The following is a 24,327-nucleotide window of genomic DNA, read 5'->3' on the forward strand; positions in this document are numbered from 1 at the left end:
ACACCACGGAGCGGTTTATGAGAGGTATGGACGAATTGGTGAAGGGGCTCGCAAAAATGTCCACATACATCAGGCTGACATGGTGTGATCATAGTCATGACACTGCTGCATGAATAAAGCTATCGAGAGGGGAATGCATTACGGGAATAACCCATATTCAATCGGAGCCATTGGTCACGATGTAGGATTATTGCTTCAGGTTCCTGGCGCTATGGCATTTCTTAGCGTCGCGATCGTCCTGGGATCCGGCGAATGGACGATGCTGCCTGGATTTTTATTGACAGGCGTGCTTGGAATAGGGAGTGGACAATTCCTCCTCTGGAGCTGCCAGCCTTGTGGTCCCACCGCACCATACCAAGCCATGATCACCGTAGCCCTGGGGTGGCTATTGATCGCCCTGCTCGGAGCCATCCCCTTATTTGTGGCGGCTCACCTTGATACCAGTCTTAGCAATTCAATGCAGGTATTTCGGTGGCCTCTCAATGCGCTGTTTGAATCGATGTCCGGATTTACCAGTACCGGTTTGACAATGGCTCAGGATCCCAGCACGTTACCGATGAGTATCCAGTGGTGGAGAACCTTCACCCAATGGATCGGGGGCGTGGGAGTGATAGTCCTGGCCTTGGCGCTATTCGACCCAACTGAAGAGGATGACTCCCTGTACGACGCTGAAACCCGCTCCACCCAATTTGGAGAGAGTATCCAAGAAACCGCACGCCGCATTTGGGCGATATTTTTTGGCTATACAGCCTTTGCTATTGGCACATTCTCCCTGTCAGGCATGCCGATTTGGGAATCCGTCAATCACGGGATGACGGGAATTGCAACGGGCGGGTTTACCATTACCTCCAATAGCTTTCGCGACTACGATGTCACGGTTAAAAGTGTTGCGATAATGATCACGCTGCTGGGGGCCGTCAACTTTGTCACGCATCATGCACTCCTTGTTGAGCGTCGCCCTTCCACTGTTGTGCGGCAATCTCAATTCCGGGCCTTCATATTCCTCTTAGCCGTTGGAGTGATCTTTCTGATAATACTCGAAGTGTCCCGAGATCTCCCGCCGGCCTTTATCGATAAGATTTTCCAATGGACATCCGCCCTGGGAACCTGCGGATTCAGCTCCGTTGACCTTGCCAGCTGGTCTCAAGCGGCATTGTTGTTTCTCACAATGGGAATGTTGACGGGAGGAATGGCAGGTTCCACCACAGGTGGATTGAAACTCAAGCGAGTGATATGGCTGTGGAAAGGGGTTCGTTGGAGGCTGGAAAGCCTCTGGCTGCGGGAGGATCAAACCGCCCAATTTCGTTACGATGGAAAAGAGGTAACGGACAGACACGCCATGCGTCACGTGGGATTCGCTGGCATTTTGGCGTTTCTCTATGGTCTGACGTTAGTCACGGGCGCATTACTTCTTTTTCTGATTCTTGGCGATGGGTATATCTTATCCGATATCCTCTTCGAGACTGCCTCAGCTCTTGGCAGCGTGGGACTCAGCGTCGGCATCACCCGTCCGGACTTGCCCGCTGCGGCCAAAGGAACCCTCATATTCTTAATGTGGCTGGGCAGACTCGAAATTATAGCAGTGATTATCTTATTGACCCTCCCATTCGTGAGAGTATTTCGTAACCGTTCCGGGTCATGAGTTCTTTGGCCTTCATTTTTCGGATCCATAACCCATGAAGAATTCCACTGAAGTTTTCACCTGAATTCATTGGACAAAGATAAGCGTGATGGACTCACATTCCGGTTTTCCCCCAGCCACGCCACCGATGTTTATATGGGGCCAAATCTGTAATTTTTTGACTGCCATCACAGCACTCCGGCCCGGTGCAACCTAACTAATGTTGTTCCTTCTCCTCAGGCAATACCGTCAAGGTAAAATTCTGCAGTCGCCAATCAAGATCTTGTATCTTTTGAATGGCTTCCTGTATCTGATCAGGAGAGATATGCTCATTCTGCTTCAAGGAGATAAACCCTTCTCCGAAAATGAGGTGACCATGTTCATATAACCGGTTTTGCGCGCGGCCAACCCAGGGAAGCGCGAGAAGTGCATCATTCACTTTGTCGGGCAGGTTCAGGTATTCATTCTCGAGGGAAGTGGGGGCGCGATTGACCAATCCCGTCACGGCGTCCTTTGTCTGGCTCCAGCCATCCTGCAGGATGCCGAGTGCAATAAATCCGGCAGCCACAGGATCCGCCCACCACCATCCCATTCCGGCTCCTAACACTCCGGCGATAGCGGCGACACCGGTCTCCCAATCGGCCTTATTCATTTTTCCGTCGGTCAGGAGAATTTTATCGTTCAATGTCTGGGCATATTTCAGCTTGGCGCGTCCAAGGAAAATAGGAGGAATGGTGCCCCAGGACAGAACGAGAATCATCCACCATCCCAGCCATAAATCCACACCAAACAATTCCATCATTCCGATTGTCGGATAATCTTGTGTGACCAGTTTCATCAACGCATCGATGATCAAAAATGTTCCCATGCCCAATAGGGCGAGGGCTGCGCAGAGAAATAAGATGGATATCACACGGTGGTACCCATAAGGAAAGTGTTTATTCGGTTTCTTCCAGCAAATATGCGTGCCGATCAGAAAACACAGCGGAGGAATTAGACTCAAACAATCTTCCACCCAGGCTGTTTTCATGGCTTGAGATGAACCTAAAACCACATACATGATAGGAATGAGGCTGCCCAAATATGCCAATGTGACATACTCCAACCGCCGGGACCGGCGAACCGCATCATGCTGCTCTTCAGTGAATTCATACTGCGGCGCGGGCTTCATGCACGGCCCTCCGCTTCCCACATTTGTTGGATACGACTGTGCTGCTGCTTCAAAAACGTTTCCAGTCTCACCAGTAATCCATTTTCTCCCTTCGGAACAGCCATAACATGCTCATAATTTTCTTCATCCCTTATTTGAAAATATTTTCGCGTCAAACCCACATCATCTTTGCGCGGACTGGCATTTGTCAGTCCCCCTACCACCAAATCAATCTGATGCTGCCGGAGGTATTCAGTCGCATCGGCTTCGGAGAGAAACTCAACTTGAGGTTCCGCGCCAAGGGAACGGGCAAAAGCCATGGCCAGCTTGATTTCGATGCCCTGAGCCCCCCCCTCCGCACGATAGGCCCACGGGGCCTGCTCAATGGCGCCTATTCGTAACACCCCACGGGACTGAATTTGCTGAAGCGTGTGGTGGGTATCCTTGGGGTACTCGTTACACCCAACAAGAGAGAATGAGATACAGACGAACACAAAACACAATTTGTTCATCGTGACCTCTTCATATCAGGGAACCATGCAACGGGACCGCTTGCAGGAAGGTTGGAACAATAACCGTTTTCGGAGGAGAAAACATGACGAGTCACACAACAAACGGGGAATGAGGTAGGGCATTCACACGATACGAACAAAGAAGAGGAAAGATCATCATGTCCATGGAACTCTCCAAGATACGAAAACCAAGATTTCTGCTCTATGGTGGTCATTGAAACTATAGGTTAAAAATGATGAGTACCCTTGAGCTGCGTTCAAAACCCGACAGAGACAATGCGGTAAACCCCTCATTCTGTTTCCGGCAGCATTCCACGACCAACAGGTAGTTTTATGGAAGATCATTTTTGAATTCGAGCGGAAACACAACTGTACTTAACCCTTGCCAAGTGATTTGGCGGCAGGATTCCAGTCCTTCTCCGTCTGGGGTTTGCCGTAAAATTAGGAGAGGGAATCAGGAGAGGAAAGTGATGCAGGAAAGTGGAGGGCATTCCGTATTCCTCTTCGCACGCCTTACGCCCTATGCTTCACGAACGTCAGAAGTGGTTTTGACCCAACAGCGCAAAACTTCCGCCACGCTCCAGGCTTGCGCAATACAACCGCGTGGGGTAAAAGGCGCTTCAGCATAAAAAATTTCGCTGATGCTGCCGATGCATCCTTCGTTGAGATGGTCTTGCAATCCCGATAGGAATTGACGCGCCCCTGGCGGCCCTGTTCGACACGATGCGTTTCTGGCTGGCAAGAGGAGTAGATGGATTTCGCATTGACGCTCTGGATTTGCTGCTTAAGGATGAACAGTTTCGCGATAATCCGCCGAACCCGGAGTACGCGGACGGACAGGGACCGGATAGCCAATTACTTCCGCACCACACCCGGGATCAAAACGGGATTCATGAAATTGTTGCCACCATTCGCAGATCGCGGATGAGTTCGGTGACGACAAGATGTTGGCTGGTGAACTGTATTTGCCCGTGCCTCAAGCGACAGCCTACGACGGAAACGATACACGAGAGTTGCATTTACCCTTGACCATGAAACTGGCCTGGACCCCGTGGACTGTTGAGGATGTGTCTCATTCGGTACAGTCCTATATTCAGCATGTGCCGCCCCACGGATGGCCTTCGTGGATTTTTAGCACGCACGACTGTCTCCGGCTGGCCATGCGCCTCCAAAGAGAGCAGACGCGCGTGGCAGCCATGTTGCTCCTCACGCTGCCCGGTACCCCGGTGCTCTACTATGGGGAAGAGATCGGCATGTGCGGAGTCCCGATTCCTGCCGAGCAGGCTATTGATCCTCAAGGCCGAAGGACCGGGCGAAACCGCGATCCCGAACGCACGCCGATGCAATGGAACATGGAACTTCACGCCGGATTCTCCTCCCTGGAACCCTGGCTTCCAATCGCAGAGGATTTTCAGACGGCAAACGTGTCCTCCCAAAGCGGGAATTCTCGCTCACTCCTCACTCTGTATCACCGGCTGTTCGCGATCCGTCACGACAAATCTTTCTTTTTGAACGACCGACCGGAATTTCTTAATGTTCACAACTCACTTCTGGCCTACCTGCGAAAGAGTCAGGACGATAATCATCTGGTCGTGCTTAACTTCAGTGGTGAACAGCAAACACTTGAGCGGGACCATTCTTTTCAGGCCCGCGTCTGTCTTTCGACGTTTCTGGACAAGGAAGGCGAGGAAAGCCACGGCCGTCTCGATATGCGCGGACATGAAGGGCTGATTCTCTCATGCGATTGAAAAAACCTTCATTGGTCTGTTTCTGGTTTATTCCAGGGATATTACCAGTAACCATGGAGTACGAGAGGGTTTATGTTATTTCGTATTGTGATCCCGATGGCGTGACTGCCAATCACCCGATTCTTTGGGGTGGAATAATTTATATTGGAGATGTCTTATGAAAAGCACGAATATCGGAGCTCTGGAGCAAATCCTTTCCTTAGGAATCGGCAGTGGTTTAATTGTTCATGGCCTAGGGCAAAAAACCGGCCGAGGAATTTTACCCCTGTTATTCGGGAGCGGGTTAGTCATCCATGGCCTTACAAGCCATAGCCGCCTGTATGAGGCTATGGGAATTGACGAATTGCATGGAAGTCATATACGGCATCCCCTGAATAGAACCGTCCATTTCCGAGGGTCCATTACGATCAATCGATCACAGGAGGACCTCTATTCGTTTTGGCGGGATTTTAAAAATTTACCACGGTTCATGCAAAATATCGTTGCGGTCCAGGAACTAGACGAGAGACATTCCCGTTGGCAGGCACGCGGTCCCTTCAACAAAGATTTTCATTGGGAAGCCGAGATTCTTGAAGAACGTCAAAACGAACTCATCAAATGGCGGACAATTGAAATACATTCCAACCTTGAACACGAGGGAGTCTTGTTCCTGCGACGCGCTGTCGGAAACCGCGGAACCATTCTCTCCCTGGATTGTCGATGGACTCCGCCGGGAGGAATATTCGGCGCAGCAATGGCAAAGCTCCTTCCCGATGACCCTGCACGTCAGGTGAGTGAAGATCTTCGACGCTTTCGTCAATTAATGGAGGCCGGAGAAATTTCCCGAAACCAGCGGGCTTCAGTCGATCTTGACCATTCCGGGCTCGCGCGGAAGGCACGGGAAGTCGGCAATAAACCGGGCATCGTCGAGTCCGTGGGTACGGAGCAACCCCTCTAGTTGTCCATGCTGAGGCTCTGGGGGCATAAAACCTTTTTTTTTTGTCGACTTCACTTTTGAACAAGAAGGCAATTCCGGATCCGGAAAAAGTCGATTGTGTAGGCGTTCGCTCTTCTAAACAATACGTCAATCCCTGTTGAGGGCGGGAAGGAATCTTTACATGCGAGCAGTCTGTTGGAATGGAACATATGACGTCCGGATCGAACGCGTTCCCGACCCGGAAATTCTCAATCCCCGTGATGCGATCGTACGCGTCACTCTTACGGCTATCTGCGGCTCAGACCTCCACCTGTATGACGGATACATTCCGACCATGAAGGCCGGCGACATTCTCGGTCATGAGTTTATGGGAGAAATTGTCGAAATCGGAGCCGGCGTACAAAACCTACGAAAAGGCGATCGGGTCGTCGTCCCATTTAACATCGCGTGTGGAAGGTGTTATTTTTGTACCGGCAAGATGTGGTCGTGCTGCGACAACTCCAACCCCAACGCATGGATGGCCGAGACGGCCTATGGACATTCCCCTGCCGGACTGTTCGGATATTCCCACATGCTCGGCGGGTATGCAGGAGGACAAGCCGAATATGTCCGTGTGCCCTTTGCGGATACGGGACCACTCAAAATTCATAATGGTATGAGGGATGAGGAAGTGTTGTTCCTCTCCGATATCTTTCCCACGGGATATCAGGCAGCGGAAAACTGCGGGATTCGGGAAGGCGACACCATTGCCGTCTGGGGTTGTGGACCCGTGGGGCAATTCGCCATCCGAAGCGCCCTGATGCTAGGAGCGGAAAGGGTATTTGCCATTGATCATTTTCCCCAACGTCTGGACCTTGCGCGCCAGGGCCACCCCGGTCAATTTCATGAGGATGATCGAATAGAGACTATTAATTTTGACGAGGACGAAGTCTATGACCACCTCATGAATGCGACCGGTGGACGAGGCCCTGATGCCTGCATTGACGCTGTAGGACTTGAATCTCACGGCACAACGGTAGACGCCCTTTTCGACCGGATCAAGGTGGCAAGTCTCCTCGCAACCGATCGCATTCATGTCCTTCGCCAGGCGGCACGAACCGTTCGCAAAAACGGCACGATCTCCATACCCGGTGTGTATGGCGGTTTTGCCGATAAATTTCCAATCGGCGCCATCTTCGGTAAAGGCATAACCATACGTTGCGGTCAGACTCATGTGCATAATTATATGCAGCCATTGCTTGAACGCATCGAAAAGGAAGAGATTCACCCGTCTTTTATCATCTCACACCGCTATAATCTTGATGAAGCTCCTGACGCCTATAAAAATTTTCGGTACCACCAAAATGAGTGCAGGAAAGTTGTTCTTTGTCCTTGAAGCTTGTTGGAATACAATCGGAATACTAAACGAAGGTTCGGTCATTACAACCCTGAATGTCTCCTTACAATAACAGATGAAGAAGATTATGAGGGATAGAGGAAATTTTCCACCCGCCTATTTCTTCTCTCTCTCCTGGAAGACCACCGGCCAGTCGCGCAAGTGGCGCATCCACATGAGCTCAAGACAGGCTGCAGGCTCGCTCTTTGCTAATCCCCCCTCAACCATGTTCCCCGTAAACTTTTAAAGGAGGTATCGTGAAATGGACAGCGCTCATCCCAAATGTGGTTTAACTCAAGGCGGAAAAAGAAAGGGGGATTTATGAAAATGAATACGTCTCGGACTAGCGGGTGGATAGTGGGCCTAGCGGCGGTGGTCTTGACCATGGGGACGACCTCTATGGCTCCGGCAGCTGGTTTTACCGCCTATAATGATCTGGCTTGGGGGACTGGGCAACTGGAAACGAATATCACGAAGTTCACTTCTCCGAATGGGGGCTCTGGCCTTCCTGCCACCGGCCTACTGAAAGATTTTGCTACCGGCCTGGATACGGACGTGACCATGACCGTGGCCGGCGGTCAATTTGTTGCCGGGGCCAATGATCTGCAAGGGGCAGACCCGACTACCGGTGATGCCTTTGCGATCTTTGATGGAAAGGTCAACGGGAAGGGCGTGCTTACCTATATCGATGATGTGAATAATTCCCTTGTGTTGACATTTAGCGGGCTAAACCCTGGCAAAACGTATAATCTGACCTTCTATGCTCATCGAAACAATAACGAGTGGGATCGAGCTTCCCTGGTAACTCTTTCCGGGCAGGACGCCTTTAGGAATACGAGTTCCGTTGCGACTGATAATCCTAATACGGGAACGTATCCTGGGGGTGTGCTGTTTACGGGGCCGACAAGTGCTTCTACAAGATTGCCAGCGGACAACGATAATGGCTATGTGGCCCAGTTTAGTGGCATTGATCCCGGTAGCGATGGGACGGTGGTGCTGACTATCAGTTTTGATGGAAGCGTAGGTGAGCAATATAAGGGAAAGTATGGCAGCGCGGTTCGGCTGATTGAGTCATCAGGTTCAGGTGGACAGGATTTGAATGGAGATGGCAAAGCTGACCTTGTTTTTAGGAATACGAATGGTAATGCTGCAGTGTGGCTGTTGAATGGGGCAGCAGCGCCCCTGTCCATCGTCTCTCTCGGAGGGATAAGTGCCGAATGGGAGGTAGAGGGAGTAGGCGATACCGATGCCGATGGCAACGCAGATATCATCTGGCGCAATACCACGACGGGCGCGGTGGCGGTGTGGTTGATGAACGGAGGAACCCGGATTTCGGCGGGCTTTCCCGGCACGGCGTCGAACGCATGGTCTATTCAGGGAGTCGGTGATCTAAATGGGGACGGCAAGGTAGACCTGGTCTTTAGACACACGAATGGCAACGTGGCGGTCTGGTTGCTGAATGGGACCGCAACGCCCTCTTCTACCGGATCCTTAGGTGTGGTGAGCTCCGACTATCAGATTTCAGGGGTGGGTGATACCGATGCCGACGGCAATGCGGATATCATTTGGCGCAACACCACGAACGGCGCGGTGGCGGTGTGGTTGATGAATGGGGTGACCCGAACCTCTGTGGGCTTTCCCGGCACGGCGTCGACAGCGTGGACCATCCAGGGAGTCGGTGATCTAAATGGGGACGGCAAGGCCGACCTGGTCTTTAGAAACACGAATGGCAACGCGGCGGTCTGGTTGCTGAATGGGACCGCAACACCCTCTTCTACCGGCTCCTTAGGTGCGGTGAGCCCGGTCTGGCAGTTGAGACAAGTAGGCGACACGGATGCCGATGGCAACGCGGATATTATCTGGCGCAATACCTCGAGCGGCGCGGTGGCGGTGTGGTTGATGAACGGGGTGACCAGGACTTCCGTGGGCTTCCCCGGCACGGCGTCGACGGCTTGGGAAATTCAACCTTAGCTTGATACACCTGCCGAATAAAGGGCCTGCTATAGGTGACTCTCGTTTCTTTCACAAGCGAGAGTCACCTGGCTGGATGACGCAGATCCCTACTCCGGATGAAAGGGTTGATCGACCATGGTCTTTAAATTAAATTTTCCCAACCAGATCCAACCCTGGCTTCAAGGTCTTATCGCCGGGGGACCAGCTGGCGGGGCATACTTCGCCTTTTCCTTCTCTAACATGGACGGCAGCCTGGAGTTTTCGTAAGAGCTCCCGACCATTCCGTCCAATGCTATTATCGTGTATTTCTCCAACTTTTAGCACACCATCCGGATCTATAAGAAAGCTCCCGCGCAACGATACCCCTTCATCCTCCAAATAGGTTCCGAACTCCCGACTAAGCCGGCCCGTCGTATCAGCTACCATGGGAAACTGAATATTTTTTATGGCAGGCGAGGTATCGTGCCAGGCCTTATGCACAAAGACCGAATCGGTGCTAACGCTAAGAACCTCAGCCCCGAGTTTTTGGAATTCCGGATACAACTCTCCTAGTTCTTGCAATTCGGTTGGACAAATAAACGTGAAATCTCCCGGATAAAACACCAGTACCAGCCACTTTCCCTGACATTCCGACAAGGTCAGTGAACGGATTTGTTCTTTGTGGAAAGCCTGGTATGTGCCATCCGTGATCGTCTGTCCAATTTGCATCATCATGCTTTTCGACCTCCTTTAGGGAAACGGGTTGAAATGTTTAACACAAGGGTTGCAGAGCAGATATTCGGGCGTGGGTATCTGAACTCCAATTTTCAAGTTACTTAAACAAATCTAATCCCCGGAATGCAAAAAACTTTCCGAAAATTTTCGCCAGGGTTTCTTACAGTATAGCCTCTTCAATTGGTCCTATATGATAGGTAGGTTAGCGTCATATGTTGATCATATGTTTACTATTCATTACAAAATCATCAATAAAAAGGAGCTATTCGCATGGCCAAAAAGCAACCCACTCAATCTTCTCCTACTTCCACCCGTAAAACTGCGAAATACGCAGACCAAACTGTCGAGATCGGTACAGGAGGGGAGGTCCATCAGACAAGTGGAAAAACCAATCCGGTTTTAACGACTCAACAAGGTATACCCGTCGCGGATGATCAAAACTCGCTGAAAATCGGAGCGCGGGGTCCAAGCGCATTGGAAGACTTTCACTTTCGGGAGAAGATGTTTCATTTTGACCATGAACGGATCCCAGAACGGGTTGTGCATGCCCGCGGGTTCGGAGCTCATGGGTATTTTGAAAACTACGAATCCCTGGCAGATGTCACCAGAGCCGACCTCTTTCAACGAGCACGTGATAAAACTCCGGCATTCGTCCGCTTTTCTACCGTAGCCGGCAATAAGGGCTCCTTCGATTTGGCAAGAGACGTCAGGGGATTTGCCGTAAAGCTGTATACTAAAGAGGGGAATTGGGATCTTGTCGGCAACAATATGCCCGTCTTCTTTATTCAGGACGCCATGAAATTTCCAGACCTCGTTCACGCAGCCAAAGCGGAACCAGATCGTGGCTTTCCACAGGCACAAACCGCGCATGATAACTTCTGGGACTTTATCTCTCTGACCCCCGAAAGTATGCATATGATCATGTGGACCATGTCCGACAGGGCTATCCCCCGATCGTTTCGTTTCATGGAAGGGTTTGGCGTTCACACATTCCGGCTGATCAATGGTCAGGGAAAATCGACGTTCGTGAAATTTCACTGGAAACCCAAATTGGGGATGCAATCCGTGGTGTGGAACGAAGCCGTAAAAATTAATGGAGCCGACCCGGACTTCCATCGCCGGGACCTATGGAGTGCCATACAGCAGGGTGATTATCCGGAATGGGAACTGGGCCTTCAGCTTTTTGATGATGATTTTGCTCAACAATTCAATTTTGATGTGCTCGATGCGACCAAACTCATTCCGGAAGAAATCCTACCAATTCGACGCGTGGGCCGGCTCGTTCTGGATCGCTGTGTGGACAATTTCTTTGCTGAGACCGAACAGGTCGCCTTTTGTACGCAAAACATTGTGCCGGGCATCGATTTTTCAAATGATCCCTTATTACAAGGGCGGAACTTTTCCTACCTCGACACGCAGCTCAAACGGCTTGGCAGTCCGAATTTCACTCACATCCCCATCAACGCTCCCAAATGTCCGTTCAGTCATTTTCAACAGGACGGCCATATGGCCATGCAGAATCCGAATGGCCGTGCCAACTATGAACCAAATTCCTGGCCCGGGGAAGCGGGAGGTCCCCGAGAATCCCCGGAGAAGGGATTTACCTCATACCCTGCCGATGAGGAAGGGCCAAAAGTACGGGTTCGGTCCGAAACTTTTGCCGATCATTACAGCCAGGCCCGACAATTTTATATCAGCCAGACCGAAATCGAACAAACCCACATCGCGAATGCCTTAGTCTTTGAATTAAGCAAAGTGGAACATCCTGAAATCCGGACTCGTATGGTTTCTCATCTGCTGAATATTCACCAGGATTTGGCTAAACAAGTGGCCAAGGGTCTGCGCCTGAAGGACATGCCTAAACCTGCGGATGCTGCAAAACCCACACGAGAGGATCTTGAACAATCACCCGCACTCAGCATTCTCCTTAATAGCCCCAATACCTTCAAAGGGCGAAAGCTTGGAGTGCTCATCACCGACGGAGTCGATATAAAAATATTTAAATCACTCAAAGCCGCCGTCAAGTCGGAAGGGGCGATGATGGAGATTGTGGCCCCCGGCGTGGGGGGAGTAGAAGCCAGCGACGGAACGTGGATTGAAGCGGCCCAAAAAATTGATGGTGGGCCCTCGGTGCTGTATGACGCAGTGGCACTTTTACCTTCCGAAGAAGGAGCGCTGGCCTTGGCCAAGGTTCCTGCCGCCAGAGATTTTGTGGCAGATGCCTTTGCTCACATGAAGTTTATTGGTTACGTGGAAGCCGTTACTCCTCTGTTTCAGAAGGCCGGAGTGCAGGAGAGTCAAGACGCTGGTTTCATTGCCCTTGATAAGGGGAAGGGATCAAGTCAATTTCTTGAAACGTGCCGAAAGCTTCGTTTCTGGGATCGCGCCGTTGCTTCATAACAGGTCAGAACCCGGATTTATGAAAACCCAACGGAGTCTATGGGGGAAGGCGTTCCTCGGCACTTCCCCCACAATAACGGTTCACGATGATTTGAAGAAAAAGAGAAGATTCAGATGAGAGGTCGTTCTATCTCCGGATCGATACAAGAGAATGGATTATGACCTCACAACAAGCGCCATCCAAAATAATCGTGAGGAGAAGTGAAGGGGAATATTTTAGGCGCACTCCCGTTTGGCTGCAGAAAATTGAGACACAATGCCAAACAAATGTCGACCAGGTTCGTGCAACAATTTATTTGTCTAATCAACTGCACGGAATAGTTTACCAAAAAGTTATTTAATTTTTACCAGAGACAATTCCATGAGATATTTAGCGCTGGCTACCGATTATGACGGCACTCTTGCCCTTCATGGGCGCGTTCACGAATCGACCATTCGAAGTCTTGAAAAACTCCTAACCACTAATCGAAAGCTTCTTCTGGTCACAGGCCGGGAACTGGATGATCTACTGAATGTATTTCCTCACCCTTATTTATTTGATTGGATTGTCGCGGAGAATGGGCTTTTGTTGTACAAACCTTCTTCCAAAGAAACGATCACACTGGCGGATATGCCGTCTGAAGATTTCATCATGCGGCTTCGTTCCCGGGGCATTCCCATTTCAGTCGGACGAAATATCGTCTCCACCGTCCGGCCGCATGAAACTGTCGTATTGGAAGTGGTCCGTGATCTCGGACTGGATATCCAACTGATATTCAACAAAGAAGCCGTCATGATGCTTCCCGCCGGATTCAGTAAAGCGACCGGCCTGGAAAAAGCGCTACGCAAAATGGGCCTATCACCACACAATGTCGCCGGAATTGGCGATGCCGAGAATGACCTGCCCTTTCTAGGAATGGTGGAATGCTCCGCAGCAGTCGGCAATGCCCTCCCGGCCATCAAAGACCGCGCCGATATCGTGACTGAAGGAGAGCACGGAGACGGAGTAGTGGAGTTTATCCGGCAACTTCTGGCTGACGACTTACAATCAATTGACCCGTCCCTACACCGACATTACGTGGTGCTGGGATCCACAGAGACGGAGCAGGAAGTCCAGATCAGTCCGTATGGTCCGAACCTCCTCCTGGTCGGTTCATCGGGAAGCGGAAAATCCACGCTCTCAACCGGCATCATTGAGCGTCTCACAGATAAGCATTATCAATGCTGCATTATCGATCCTGAAGGCGATTATGAATCGTTAGAACAGGCTGTGGTCCTGGGTGACATGAATCACATCCCCAACACAAAGGAAGTCATCAATATTCTGGAAAATCCGGATACGAACCTCGTCATCAATCTGGTGGGTCTGCCGATACAGGAACGTCCTTCTTTTTTTCAAAACATCTTTAAGGATCTTCAGGACTTCAGAGCACGAACCGGGCGCCCCCATTGGATTGTACTGGATGAGACCCATCATCTGATGCCGGCAGAATGGGATACGCCTTTCCCCACCCCATCACCACATACCCTGCTGATGATCACGGTGCATCCCGATCAAATGGCTGCCGAGGCCCTTGCCGCTATTGATTGTGTCGTGGTGATTGGCAAATCTCCAGGCGAGCGATTGGAGGCTTTCACCAATTCGGTGGGGGAATCCCTGCCTTCCTTCGAGGACCATCCTCTCCAACCGGGGGAGGCGATATTCTGGAAACGGTCCGCTGGGACTCTGCCGGTTCGATTCCGGATACACCCCAATAGGGGCGAGCGGAGGCGCCATCGTCGAAAGTACGCGGAAGGAGAATTAGGCCCTGATCGCAGCTTTTACTTTCAAGGTCCGGAAAGAAAACTGAACCTTCGAGCTCAAAATCTGATGCTCTTTCTTCAACTGGCAGAAGGACTGGATCCTGAAACGTGGATGTATCATTTGAAGCGGCATGATTATTCTTCCTGGGCTCAGGATTGCATTAAAGATAAAACGCTGGCCGCCGAGATTCGGGAAATAGAATCCACTGAATCGCTAGAACATGGGCAAAGTCTGGCTCATATCAAATCCGCCATTGAATCCCGGTATGTCCTCTCTCCACATACTTCCTCCCCACCTCCTCCTTCCCCCTTATCTACTTAGTACTCTATTTCCCTCAAAACACAATGTGCCACGGCTGGAAGTCATTCACCTCGCACAAATTCATCACTCACGTATTCTCATTAATAGCGACAAACCCTCCCGCCAGCCTGTGGCTCTGAATGTTCTGAGCGGTACAGGAAGGAGTTCTTCCCCTGACTGAATAGGGATTTCAACGTTAGGGGTAAATATCGCCTGTTCAGGGGTTTTTACTAGTTAGCCGTCTCCTTCATTTTCTTCATAATACCCTTAGTGTCATGAAAGTTATTTATATTTTTTTCGTGAAGCCATCGCATTCAACAGGGGGGCAAGAATCATGAAAGTATTACAAACAGTGCTTGGAGTATTTGTGGTGATCTTCCAATTGTTGGAGGTCATTAGCATGGTAAGCCGATTCGCCTTAGTCGTCTGAACGAAAATTTGAAATCGGGGACGAAGCTATACCTTTAATCAGAGCTTCGCCCCATTTTCAATTAAAGAAAGAAATGAAAGGTTACTCGAACTTTTATGAGTAAACTCCCTCTTTTCACCCCTATCGATCAAAATGCCGAGTTTTTACAATATTCGACCTTAAAATCCCAGACCAAAGGGCGAGACAAATTCATCACCTTAATGAAGAGGTTGCTATCATGAACAATTTCGCGTCAAAATTTTCGGTTCAGATATTTTCCAGTCTCCTGCTGGTTTCAGGCATGATGCTTCTGCCAGGAACCGCCATGGCCGATGAGGGTATGGGTTCGACTTCTTCGGCAATGGGGTCAGAAGGCTCGTTGCCGGAGGTACAGTCAACCCCTAGTTCTGGCACTGACGTGCAATGGAGCGACCAGCTAAAAATTGAGCGGGATCAAGCTAAGAAGAGCCGTGATCAAGCTCAAAAGGATCGAGACACGGCCAAAGAGACACGCGACCAGGCCCTCCAAGCCAGTAAGAGCCAGAATACCCCCTCGGGCACAAAATCTATTCAAGGACAAAGTCGTAGTGCTCAGACAGGTGAGCAGAGTCACGACCAAGAAGTCGCCAGCCTTATCCAGGAGAGAGACAAGTACCTGAAGGAGCGCGATGCCCTCCAACAGGAGACAGCCACTATTCGAAAAGAGCGTGATCGGGCCATGCGCTCCGGCGGTTCTGGGTTCGAGGCGGTTGATCGTACTCTGGATGCTGTGGATCGAACACTCGATGCCGTTGATCGTCTTCCGATAACACCCAGACAATAAAAATCTCCGCCGCCAGGGACGGAATATTATACGGAGCCATACATTCAGTTCTCATTAAATGACCTTGCAGAACGTTGCGGGGATTTATGAGCCAAATAGAATTCTCCTGGATCTTGAGCTTAAAAGTTTTTTGTGTGGCTGGTTTTCGGACTTCTGCATAATCATTTTGCATGGGGCCCGGCAACCGGCCGCAAAATGATCGAAAGGGTCAACGATGCAACATCCCATGAAAGACCACTCCGGATGGAAACCAAGTCTGCTCTTGTTTTCATGTTTGTCATTTGCTGTGTGCGTCGCACCCGTTTGCGCCGGTGAACAGAATCCCGTTCAGACGAATAACAGTCAGGCAAACAAGCAGTCCAACGACAATCAAAACCAGGAAGGCGCCCAGGAAAAACTGAATACGTTACTTCCGAGCCATCGTATGATTACCGGCGTTGTGGAAGGAGTGGCAGCGGATCAAGCTAAAGTCAATTCCGGGGATTCCGGAGAAATAAGTCCTAGATATCTCTCCCTTGAACGAGCGAAAGAAAAAGGATTCACGCTGAAGCAGGGCGATAAGTTGAACATTGTGGTAAACGCCAGGAATCACGTTGTCGATTATCACCTCTCGAAAGAGAAAGGCCAGAGTTACCACAGAGTCATCAAAGGCAGACTTGCGCAACCGCTGAAGGTCGGACAGGACCATGCGGTGATTAAAACCGGAGAGGGCAAAGAACAATCGTTTCCGGTACGCCCCCTGGCCAGAAGTGAGGTCGCGGCTATTCCATTGGATACAGATGGACTTTTTCTCATCGATGAAACAAATAAAATTGCGAGTGCGACGTTGACTAATGACGTGATTGCCGAAGACGATTGGGCGCGTTCCACCGCCTATAATGTGTACCGCCATATTCAAGGAGTGGTACAGAACGAGCCGAAGAACCTTTCATTGACTATTCAAACAAAAGACAAGGAATCTCTCACGTTACCTGTCTGGGACTATTTACAAGAGAATATGATCACAGTATTGGTAGATAGTGATGATAAAATCGTCGATATTGCCCATCTCCCTCAAAGCGAGAAATAATTACCCGCAGGGTAATGCTTAGAGAATGAAAGCCGATTTTCCGTCCCTTTTCACAATAGCTCCTTAAGGCGTTTGGAGAGGTAAGGCGACGGAACATTTTTGAGTGAAGAAAGTCAGTGTTCGGCACGGAAAGGCTCAAAGCCTTTAACTAATTTTTGAATTTCAACGGATGTGATGAGGCCCTCAAACCAATTTAAATTAACCTCGAGGTGCACCCCAAAGCCAAAATTAAGAAAGGGGACGAAACCTATACCCTCATTTCTACAAAAAAGGCAGGCCAATCTTCATGCACTCTCAATCACAATCGGGGGGAATGCATTCGGAACAACCTACTACATCACAGGGTCAAACCTCTCAACAGGACGGGACATTCACGAAAACAGTTCGCTGTGAAGTAAAAAATAATGCGGGAAATGTCTATTACGTCCCAGACCCCTCAGGGAAAGAAGTCCGGCTTCGCTTCGATCAACGGACAACCAAGGGGATATTCTAAAGGGAGGTACCATTGAGGTATTGGTGACGACGGAAAAAGAATATCACGTCATTTCCGCCGAGGCATCCGGAAGCGAATAGGCGTTGGCACTTTTCCTTCGAATTTTTTTGGTAATGGCGTCTGTTCTCGTTCACCACGTCCCGGGATCTGTGATCATGGATCCAGACAATCACCCAGGCCGATGAAATGCAAATCGGCAAGGAGGCGTTTATTCATAGAAGTTAAGAGGGCACATGGGTAATTAGAACAAAAAATTCCATACCTTCTCCAACAAGTGATGTCATTTAACTTGAAGATGATTTATGACCGATTGGACCCCTCCAACACGACCGGCGGCTCTCTCTGCCGCCTGCCGGTGCGACTCTTTTTCAACGAATCCCCCCAAAGTCACTACGCCATTTTGGACTTTGACATCAATAGGAGCGGCGTTCAAACCGGCTTCTTGAACCAGCGCCAGTTTAACCTCAGCGGCCATCTGCTCATTCCGGTCGGAAACCTCTGCGTCTGCACCGAGATGAGTGCCGCATCCGGCCGCATTAAATGTGATGAACAGCACACACACAAACGCGATAGGACACCATAAATTTCGGCAGGAAGGTTTTCGTGACCGGTCCATAAGTGGATACATGGAAGAGCGGTTTATCATATTGAACCTTTTCAACGGCTATAAGATTTTTCGGGGCTTCGAGCCATCCACGATCATGCATTTTCAGACCAGGGGATGAGATCACGCGAGTTTCCAGATATGGATAAACGGTGATACACGGGATCCCATCATAACTTTTGCTGCCCTGAGCTCTCAGAATCTTACTTTACTTCACAACCTATTCCGAAAGGAATACTGGTGACATCCTGTGAAGTGAGCGGAAAAATAGTCTATGTGGATTCGTAGAATTCTTCTCTCGATTGTTGGCCTGGCTTTCATCCTTGTCATCCTGGTGGCCGTGGGTATTGCCGCGCTGAACTCTCAATGGTTTCTCCATTTGGCTGAATCCAAGGCAACGGAAATTGCTGGTCGCCAAGTCACGATTGGCGCATTTGCCTTGGACTTCGGCCGAATCTCCCGATTACGAGTCGAGAATCTATCAATCGCGAACCCATCATGGGCATCAGATCCCTCCCTCGCATCCGTTAATCGGTTAGAGGTGGGGATCGACATTCTCCCGCTCTTGAAGGGTGACCTGGTCATTCCTGACGTGCAGGCGACGGCGCCAGTAGTCCATCTCGAGCGATCTGGTCGGGGAACAACCAATTGGTCAATAGCGGATGAGGGAAATTCCTCCCACAGTAACCAACCCACTAAAGAGTCTGGCGAAGAGGACCCGGCTCTCAATCTGCCTCGTATTGAATCTGTGACAGTCAACGGCGGGCGCCTCACCTATCTGGATCCGCAACATGATATTTTTCTTGCCCTTGCGATCTTTGGCACCAAGGGGAAATCACCTACGGACCAAGAGCGTCTTATTGCTGAAGGTGGAGGACATGTCGGTGGAGAGCCAGTGACAATCGGACTGTCCGCAGGAACGGAATCGCCGCAGCCACAGTCACCGGAAAATCCCATCCAGGTAGGATTTAAGGTTAGCACCGTCGAAACCAATCTCGCCATTGAAGGGACTGTTGATGCGTTGCTCACACCCGAAACGGCAAATCTGGATTTCCAATTGGAAGGACAAAATCTTTCACGATGGAATGAGTTATTAGCCATTGAACTCCCTGCCCTGCCCGGATACCAACTGACCGGGGCTCTTGCCCTGGCGGATGACATCTGGTCGATTGATCCCATGAAAGCGATTGTCGCAAACAGCGATCTTGCGGGAACGATTCGAGTGATATCCGAAGCCGATCCTATTCGCATAGAAGGAGATCTCCATTCGTCACGGCTGGATGTGGCCCAACTGCAGGGATTTATGCCTCAACAACAAGATAGCGATCCCTTAGCGGTCAAGGCAGGGAATCTTCTGGATGTGATCGCCCATGCCGGCTGGGAGGCCGGCCTCACCTACCGTGCCGATGTGATTGCCACCGGTGAAATGCCCGTTCACCATGTCAACATCGTCATGCGCCTGCAAGATGACATGCTCACAATCGAATCATTATCCGGAGACGTGTCCGGGACCCATCTCACGATCGGGACACAGGTTTCAGTGAAAGGAAGGACGGCGGAAAGTCGCCTGTCCTTGCAAGCTGAAAACCTGAAACCGACTGATGGGAGAGCCGACGAAGTCATCCCCGAATCCGGGACGAATCCCAGAGAAGGATTTCCCGGAACCGTCGGAGTGGAATTGGCCATGAATATTCACACGATTCGTGGATCGGATCAGGGGAAGGATTTACGGGAATCCTCCGGCCGGCCAGATTCTATTCATTCCGTTGAATGGAGCACGCTCGATATCGAGAATGTTGATATCCGGTATGATGATCCCTTCTTAAACACGCACGTCCAGATGCAGATCGGCGAAAATAGCCCGGAGAGATTGATCGTCAAAGGTAAAGGTCTGTATCGAAACGAACACATTGACATGACCATGACGGCTCCTGCAATGAAAACGTTTGCTAATCTCCCTCCTGATAGTCAATCCCGGAAACATCTGTCGGCCGACATCAAACTGGCAGACACCACGGCTTCGCTTTCTGCCATGGTCGAACCTGTGTGGCCGCCCATCTGGCTAGACCTTGGCTTCTCCATGAGCAGTGAGTCTCCGGATACCCTTGCCGCCATATTCGATGTTGAACTTCCTGCCTTAGACCGATTGGCCCTCAACGGATCACTCTCCAGACGGACACACCTCTGGAATCTCCAAAAATTTTCCGCCATCATCGGTGAGAGCGACATCTCCGGACAAGCCACCATCGATTTGGCTGACGAATTGAGCTTTAAGGGGGAACTGCAGTCGAATACCCTGAATGTTGCATCGCTGATGCCGGAAAACGGGAAGGACACCCCGACGGCACAAGCCGTGACATCAGTTCCTGAATCTTCGGAGCAGGATACCGTCCAACGCCATTCGCCGGAGAGGCTTCTCCCACCCTGGCTGAACAATCTCCAGGGCATACTCGGCCTACAGGTCGAACACCTGGTATTGCCCGGCACGACACTCAAGGATGTGACGGTTCGAACAACTCTCGACAATGGACTCCTTCGCATTTCGCCCCTGAACATTCACCTTGGCGGTGGCGTCATCAAAACAACCGCACAACTGGACCTCGGAAACCCATCATGGTCAGGTCATCTTCAGACCGACATCCGGGAAGTTGATCTCAACAAGGCTATGCAGACCCTGGGCCGCGAGTCCGGAGAATTGGGTCAGGTCAATGGCCGTCTCGCTCTGAGTCTTCCCGCGGCCCGTCAGACCGCGAAACATCCTCTCAATACCGACGCCTTACTCGATCGATTGCGCATCGATGAAATGCGTCTGCGTTACGACGATCCAGCGTTACAGGCAAAGACGGATTTGCGCCTCATGGCAGATAGCGTCGCATCCGGAATTCAAGTCACGGGCACGGTTGAATATCGAGAAAACCCGGTAGAGGTGGCCATTACGACAGGTTCCATACACCAGGCCTTGCAAGACTATGGCGCAATGCCGGTAGATGCGACTTTTACGACACAAGAAACCACCCTTACGCTTGAAGGCAATGTTGGTGAGTTGTTTCCGGTAGCGAAATTTAAGGGGACAGTCGGGATGAAAGGTCCTGATCCCGCTCGTCTGGGCGAAGCTATCGGCATTCCTCTTCCGCACCTTCCCCCCTACCGATTAAGCGCACGAGTTCATCGCGAGCAAGAGGCTGAGGGCCAACAGAGTTTTCACTTGAGTGACCTGGACGGCACCATCGGCGACAGTGACATTGCAGGAACATTACGTGTGACGACCGGCGGGGAGCGTCCGATGATATTTGCGCGATTGGAGACACGAACACTCGACCTCGATGACCTGGCCGGCCTCATCGGCGCACCTCCGGATCCGGACGAGTCAGCTTCGCCGGAACAGGAAGCTCACGCTGAGGCAGCCGAAAAGCGGAAAACCCTCTTGCCGAACAAACCTATCGACTTCACCCAACTCCGTAAATTAGACGCGGATGTAGAATATCGCGCCAAAGGAGTCAAGGCACCCGATCTCCCTCTGAATGATTTTTCACTGAATGTGGTTATTCAGGACGGACACATGCAGATGGATCGCCTGGATTTTGGCGTGGCCAGGGGGACAGTAGCCATGCAACTTGAGGTCAATGCCCATGAATCACCAGCACAAGGCAAGCTTCATAGTCATTTCGATCACATCAATTTAAGTCAATTGCTTGCCCGCTTCGAGGTGGCGAATGATTCTTTTGGCGATATCGGAGGACGTGCCACACTTTGGATGCAAGGAGAATCCCTGGCGAATTGGTTCGCCTCGGCCGACGGGGGTCTTTACCTAACGATGACCGGAGGGAAAATCGATGCTTTGTTGGTGGAATTGGCCGGATTAGACTTCACCGAATCAGCGGCGGTATTCCTGAGCACGGATACGCGTGTCAAGATAGAATGCGCCTACACCGACATGCAGGCCCGCAGTGGTATTGTGACCATCCACCCATTCTTACTGGATACCAAAGACACCAAATTCAAAGGTCACGGATCGATCGATCTTCGTCAGGAAAAGATGAATCTGACCATAGAGCCCTATCCCCAGGATTTCACCATCCTGAGTTCACGCGGCCCCTTGCACGTCATGGGCACATTTTCAAATCCTGAATTTTCAGTCGAACCTTCTTTTCCCTCTCCTGAGTTTGGAATGGCTGACGATAGCGCCCGCTGTACGGGCATGGTGGACGCGCTTCGGACCGCCAGAAAGGAACAACTGGCAGACAACAACTGATTTTCTCTCCAGGTAGTTATCTCCTGCAACACCTGCAGGTAAAGTGTGAAATTCCCCCACTCCCCATACACCTAAGCGTCAGGTAAGGCTTCAGGGAAATTAACAGGTTTCTGCTCACATTTTATGTGTTACGTTGATTCGTACATAGTGCAGCTCTCCATCTGGACCATCGAAAGGGTGAACATGTCAATCACGACACACGATCTGCAGGATCTTCTTGACCAGAAGGAAAGTCCATGCGTGTCCCTGTTTATGCCGACCCATCCTGCAGGACCGGAAACACGACAGGACCCGATACGCCTGAAAAACCTTCTCAAAGAGACTGAACAGCAATTGAGGGAACAGGGCATCAGGAGCGCCGACGCTCGAACCTGGTTGGATCCTCTCTTGAAACTCCTGGAGGATGAGCAATTCTGGCGACATCAGGATGAGGGACTGGCCATATACGTGGCGAAGGATTTTCACCGTGCTTTTCGTCTGCCTCTCAGTCTTCCCGAACTCACGATGGTGGAATCCCGGTTTTATCTGAAACCCATCCTGCCCGTTTTCATGTATGGAGGAACGTTTTATCTTCTCGCGCTCAGTCAGAACCATATCCGGTTCTTCCAGGGCTCACAGGATGGTTTGCAGGAATTGTGCATACCAAACATTCCCCTCAGTATGGAGGAAGCCAATCAAACGGCAGCCGGCGAGCAATCGATGCAATGGCATACCAAAGCTCCCATTGCCGGCGACCAGCGGGCCGCCATGTTTCATGGACAGGGCGGTGGGGATGACGAAGCAAAATCCCGCATTTCCCAATTTTTCCAACAGGTGGCAAAAGGACTTCACGAGTTCATTCACGATGCGCAGGCACCGTTATATCTTACGGGCGTGGAATATTTGATTCCGATTTACAAAGACGTCAATACTTACCCTCATATTAAAGAAGATGGGGTCACGGGCAATGCTGATGAAAAAAACCTTCATGAATTGCACCGGCAGGTCTGGCCGGTCGTAAAAGCGAATGCCGATCACGGCATAGAAGAGGCCAAGATCAAGTGTGAAGAGTTATTGGGTACGAACAAAGCGTCCCATGATCTCAAAACCGTGGCTTTAGCAGCCCACGAGGGAAAAATCGATACACTATTCGTCGCCCGGAACATCCAACAATGGGGGCGCATCGACGTCATGCATAACCATGTGGAAACGGACCCGACAAAGTCCGCCGAATCACTGGAAATCTTGGACTTTGCGGTGGTGCAAACGTTACTTAAAAAAGGCACGGTTTATGCCCTCCCCCAGGAAAAGATGCCAGGCCGCACGTCCTTGGCAGCCATGTTTCGTTATTAATTCCGCCGTTTTCCTTCCTTCAATTTTGCATTCTGAAATACAACAAACCAGATGAGTACGCTGTAACCTCCGCCCTGTGGCCGTATTCCCGCAGAGTCCGCAGGAGTCTTCCCAATCCTCCGCCGGGGGTGCTGGAGGCGTACCCCGATCCAGCCGAAATACCCTGGCATGGGTGCCCTCGATATTTCGCGGAAATTAAGGGTTGTTGACAGTTCACGACATCCTCCCTTTTGTTTATAAGTAGTCAGCACGGCTGGAGATGCCAGTTGGAATTTATCATTCGAGGGAATTTTCTTTTTATGGGAAGGAGACCGTAATGGCAAATGACATGAGGGAAAAAGCACAAGAGATCGGGAAACAAGTTCAGGAAAAAGCGAGTGAGGTAGGAGAGCAGGTTCGCGCGCAGGGTTCCGAATTGGCGAACCAGGCACAAGGGAAAGTTAAGAGCACGCTGGAGACACAGAAACAGAAGGGAGTTGGAGAACTCAGCGGGCTGGTCGAAGCCGTGCGTCAAACGAGTCAAACTCTGCGGGATCAGCATAAGGATAGCGTCGCCCAATATGCGGATCGGGCGGCTGAACAAATGGATCGCATGGTGCAGTATTTCGATTCCCGTGATGTCGGGGAATTGCTGAACGAGACTGAAATGTTTGCCCGCCGCCATCCGGAAGCGTTTTTAGGGGGGGCCTTTATGCTGGGGCTTGTAGCCGGAAGATTTTTAAAGAGTTCCAGAGATCGAAGGATAGATGAATCATCATCCTATGGACGGCAGGAATCGTACCGGAGGGAAGAACCTACGGCGACAAGGACGCCAGCCGCGCCAACCATGTGACGGGAAATCCTTTTTCATATTAATGTGAACGTAGAAGGAGG

The 24,327-nt window shown here is 50.8% G+C and carries 17 protein-coding genes and 1 pseudogene; 13 read left to right on the forward strand and 5 right to left on the reverse strand.

Annotated elements, in window-relative coordinates; genetic code table 11:
- Positions 1-109: 109 nt before the first annotated feature.
- Positions 110-1,642 (forward strand): TrkH family potassium uptake protein, encoded by a 1,533-nt coding sequence (locus tag ACWHYD_RS15565; RefSeq protein WP_447962943.1) that lies wholly within the window; start codon positions 110-112, stop codon positions 1,640-1,642.
- Between the two features lie 196 nt (positions 1,643-1,838).
- On the opposite strand, the gene ACWHYD_RS15570 is transcribed toward ACWHYD_RS15565, so the two are convergent.
- The 3 genes and pseudogenes from ACWHYD_RS15570 to ACWHYD_RS15580 all read right to left on the reverse strand — a co-directional run.
- On the reverse strand, positions 1,839-2,792 hold the full coding sequence (locus ACWHYD_RS15570; RefSeq protein ID WP_447962944.1) for a cation transporter: 954 nt from the start codon (positions 2,790-2,792) through the stop codon (positions 1,839-1,841).
- Complete coding sequence (locus ACWHYD_RS15575; protein WP_447962945.1) at positions 2,789-3,283, reverse strand: transporter substrate-binding domain-containing protein; 495 nt, start codon at positions 3,281-3,283, stop codon at positions 2,789-2,791. Before ACWHYD_RS15575 ends, ACWHYD_RS15570 begins: the two co-directional genes overlap by 4 nt.
- 520 nt (positions 3,284-3,803) lie before the next feature.
- Positions 3,804-3,986 (reverse strand): annotated as a pseudogene (locus tag ACWHYD_RS15580) (amylo-alpha-1,6-glucosidase); the annotation flags it as partial.
- A gap of 20 nt (positions 3,987-4,006) precedes the next feature.
- On the opposite strand from ACWHYD_RS15580, the gene ACWHYD_RS15585 reads away from it, so the two are divergent.
- From ACWHYD_RS15585 to ACWHYD_RS15605, 5 genes are all read left to right on the forward strand, one after another.
- Positions 4,007-4,312: an alpha-amylase family glycosyl hydrolase gene (locus tag ACWHYD_RS15585; RefSeq protein WP_447962946.1), complete on the forward strand. Its 306-nt coding sequence runs from the start codon at positions 4,007-4,009 to the stop codon at positions 4,310-4,312.
- Positions 4,228-5,031, forward strand: coding sequence for an alpha-amylase family glycosyl hydrolase (locus ACWHYD_RS15590; protein WP_447962947.1), 804 nt, complete (start codon positions 4,228-4,230; stop codon positions 5,029-5,031). The genes ACWHYD_RS15585 and ACWHYD_RS15590 overlap by 85 nt, the downstream gene beginning before the upstream one ends.
- 157 nt (positions 5,032-5,188) lie before the next feature.
- Positions 5,189-5,968: an SRPBCC family protein gene (locus tag ACWHYD_RS15595; RefSeq protein ID WP_447962948.1), complete on the forward strand. Its 780-nt coding sequence runs from the start codon at positions 5,189-5,191 to the stop codon at positions 5,966-5,968.
- A gap of 160 nt (positions 5,969-6,128) precedes the next feature.
- Positions 6,129-7,322, forward strand: coding sequence for a zinc-dependent alcohol dehydrogenase (locus ACWHYD_RS15600; protein WP_447962949.1), 1,194 nt, complete (start codon positions 6,129-6,131; stop codon positions 7,320-7,322).
- 327 nt (positions 7,323-7,649) lie between these two features.
- Complete coding sequence (locus ACWHYD_RS15605; RefSeq protein ID WP_447962950.1) at positions 7,650-9,293, forward strand: FG-GAP repeat domain-containing protein; 1,644 nt, start codon at positions 7,650-7,652, stop codon at positions 9,291-9,293.
- A gap of 129 nt (positions 9,294-9,422) precedes the next feature.
- On the opposite strand, the gene ACWHYD_RS15610 is transcribed toward ACWHYD_RS15605, so the two are convergent.
- Positions 9,423-9,986 (reverse strand): redoxin domain-containing protein, encoded by a 564-nt coding sequence (locus tag ACWHYD_RS15610; RefSeq protein ID WP_447965886.1) that lies wholly within the window; start codon positions 9,984-9,986, stop codon positions 9,423-9,425.
- Positions 9,987-10,259: 273 nt separating this feature from the next.
- On the opposite strand from ACWHYD_RS15610, the gene katE reads away from it, so the two are divergent.
- The 4 genes from katE to ACWHYD_RS15630 all read left to right on the forward strand — a co-directional run bounded on the left by katE (position 10,260) and on the right by ACWHYD_RS15630 (position 16,773).
- Complete coding sequence (gene katE / locus ACWHYD_RS15615; protein WP_447962951.1) at positions 10,260-12,389, forward strand: catalase; 2,130 nt, start codon at positions 10,260-10,262, stop codon at positions 12,387-12,389.
- Between the two features lie 361 nt (positions 12,390-12,750).
- Entirely contained in the window at positions 12,751-14,493 is a 1,743-nt protein-coding gene (locus tag ACWHYD_RS15620; protein WP_447962952.1) for an HAD hydrolase family protein, read from the forward strand.
- A 626-nt stretch (positions 14,494-15,119) separates the two neighbouring features.
- Positions 15,120-15,704 carry a hypothetical protein gene (locus tag ACWHYD_RS15625; RefSeq protein WP_447962953.1) on the forward strand — a complete coding sequence of 195 codons (585 nt, stop codon included), beginning with the start codon at positions 15,120-15,122 and terminating at the stop codon, positions 15,702-15,704.
- Between the two features lie 214 nt (positions 15,705-15,918).
- Complete coding sequence (locus ACWHYD_RS15630) at positions 15,919-16,773, forward strand: hypothetical protein (protein ID WP_447962954.1); 855 nt, start codon at positions 15,919-15,921, stop codon at positions 16,771-16,773.
- A 773-nt stretch (positions 16,774-17,546) separates the two neighbouring features.
- Here ACWHYD_RS15630 and ACWHYD_RS15635 read toward each other — a convergent pair.
- Entirely contained in the window at positions 17,547-17,912 is a 366-nt protein-coding gene (locus ACWHYD_RS15635; protein ID WP_447962955.1) for a BON domain-containing protein, read from the reverse strand.
- Positions 17,913-18,144: 232 nt separating this feature from the next.
- Here ACWHYD_RS15635 and ACWHYD_RS15640 point away from each other — a divergent pair, with 232 nt between their 5' ends.
- The 3 genes from ACWHYD_RS15640 to ACWHYD_RS15650 all read left to right on the forward strand — a co-directional run bounded on the left by ACWHYD_RS15640 (position 18,145) and on the right by ACWHYD_RS15650 (position 24,286).
- The gene (locus ACWHYD_RS15640) at positions 18,145-22,122 is read left to right on the forward strand and encodes an AsmA family protein (protein ID WP_447962956.1); all 3,978 of its coding nucleotides are present in this window, start codon (positions 18,145-18,147) and stop codon (positions 22,120-22,122) included.
- 183 nt (positions 22,123-22,305) lie between these two features.
- Positions 22,306-23,454: a baeRF7 domain-containing protein gene (locus tag ACWHYD_RS15645; RefSeq protein WP_447962957.1), complete on the forward strand. Its 1,149-nt coding sequence runs from the start codon at positions 22,306-22,308 to the stop codon at positions 23,452-23,454.
- A gap of 316 nt (positions 23,455-23,770) precedes the next feature.
- Entirely contained in the window at positions 23,771-24,286 is a 516-nt protein-coding gene (locus tag ACWHYD_RS15650) for a hypothetical protein (RefSeq protein WP_447962958.1), read from the forward strand.
- Positions 24,287-24,327: the final 41 nt, after the last annotated feature.

The sequence above is a fragment of the Nitrospira sp. Ecomares 2.1 genome, from assembly GCF_965152585.1.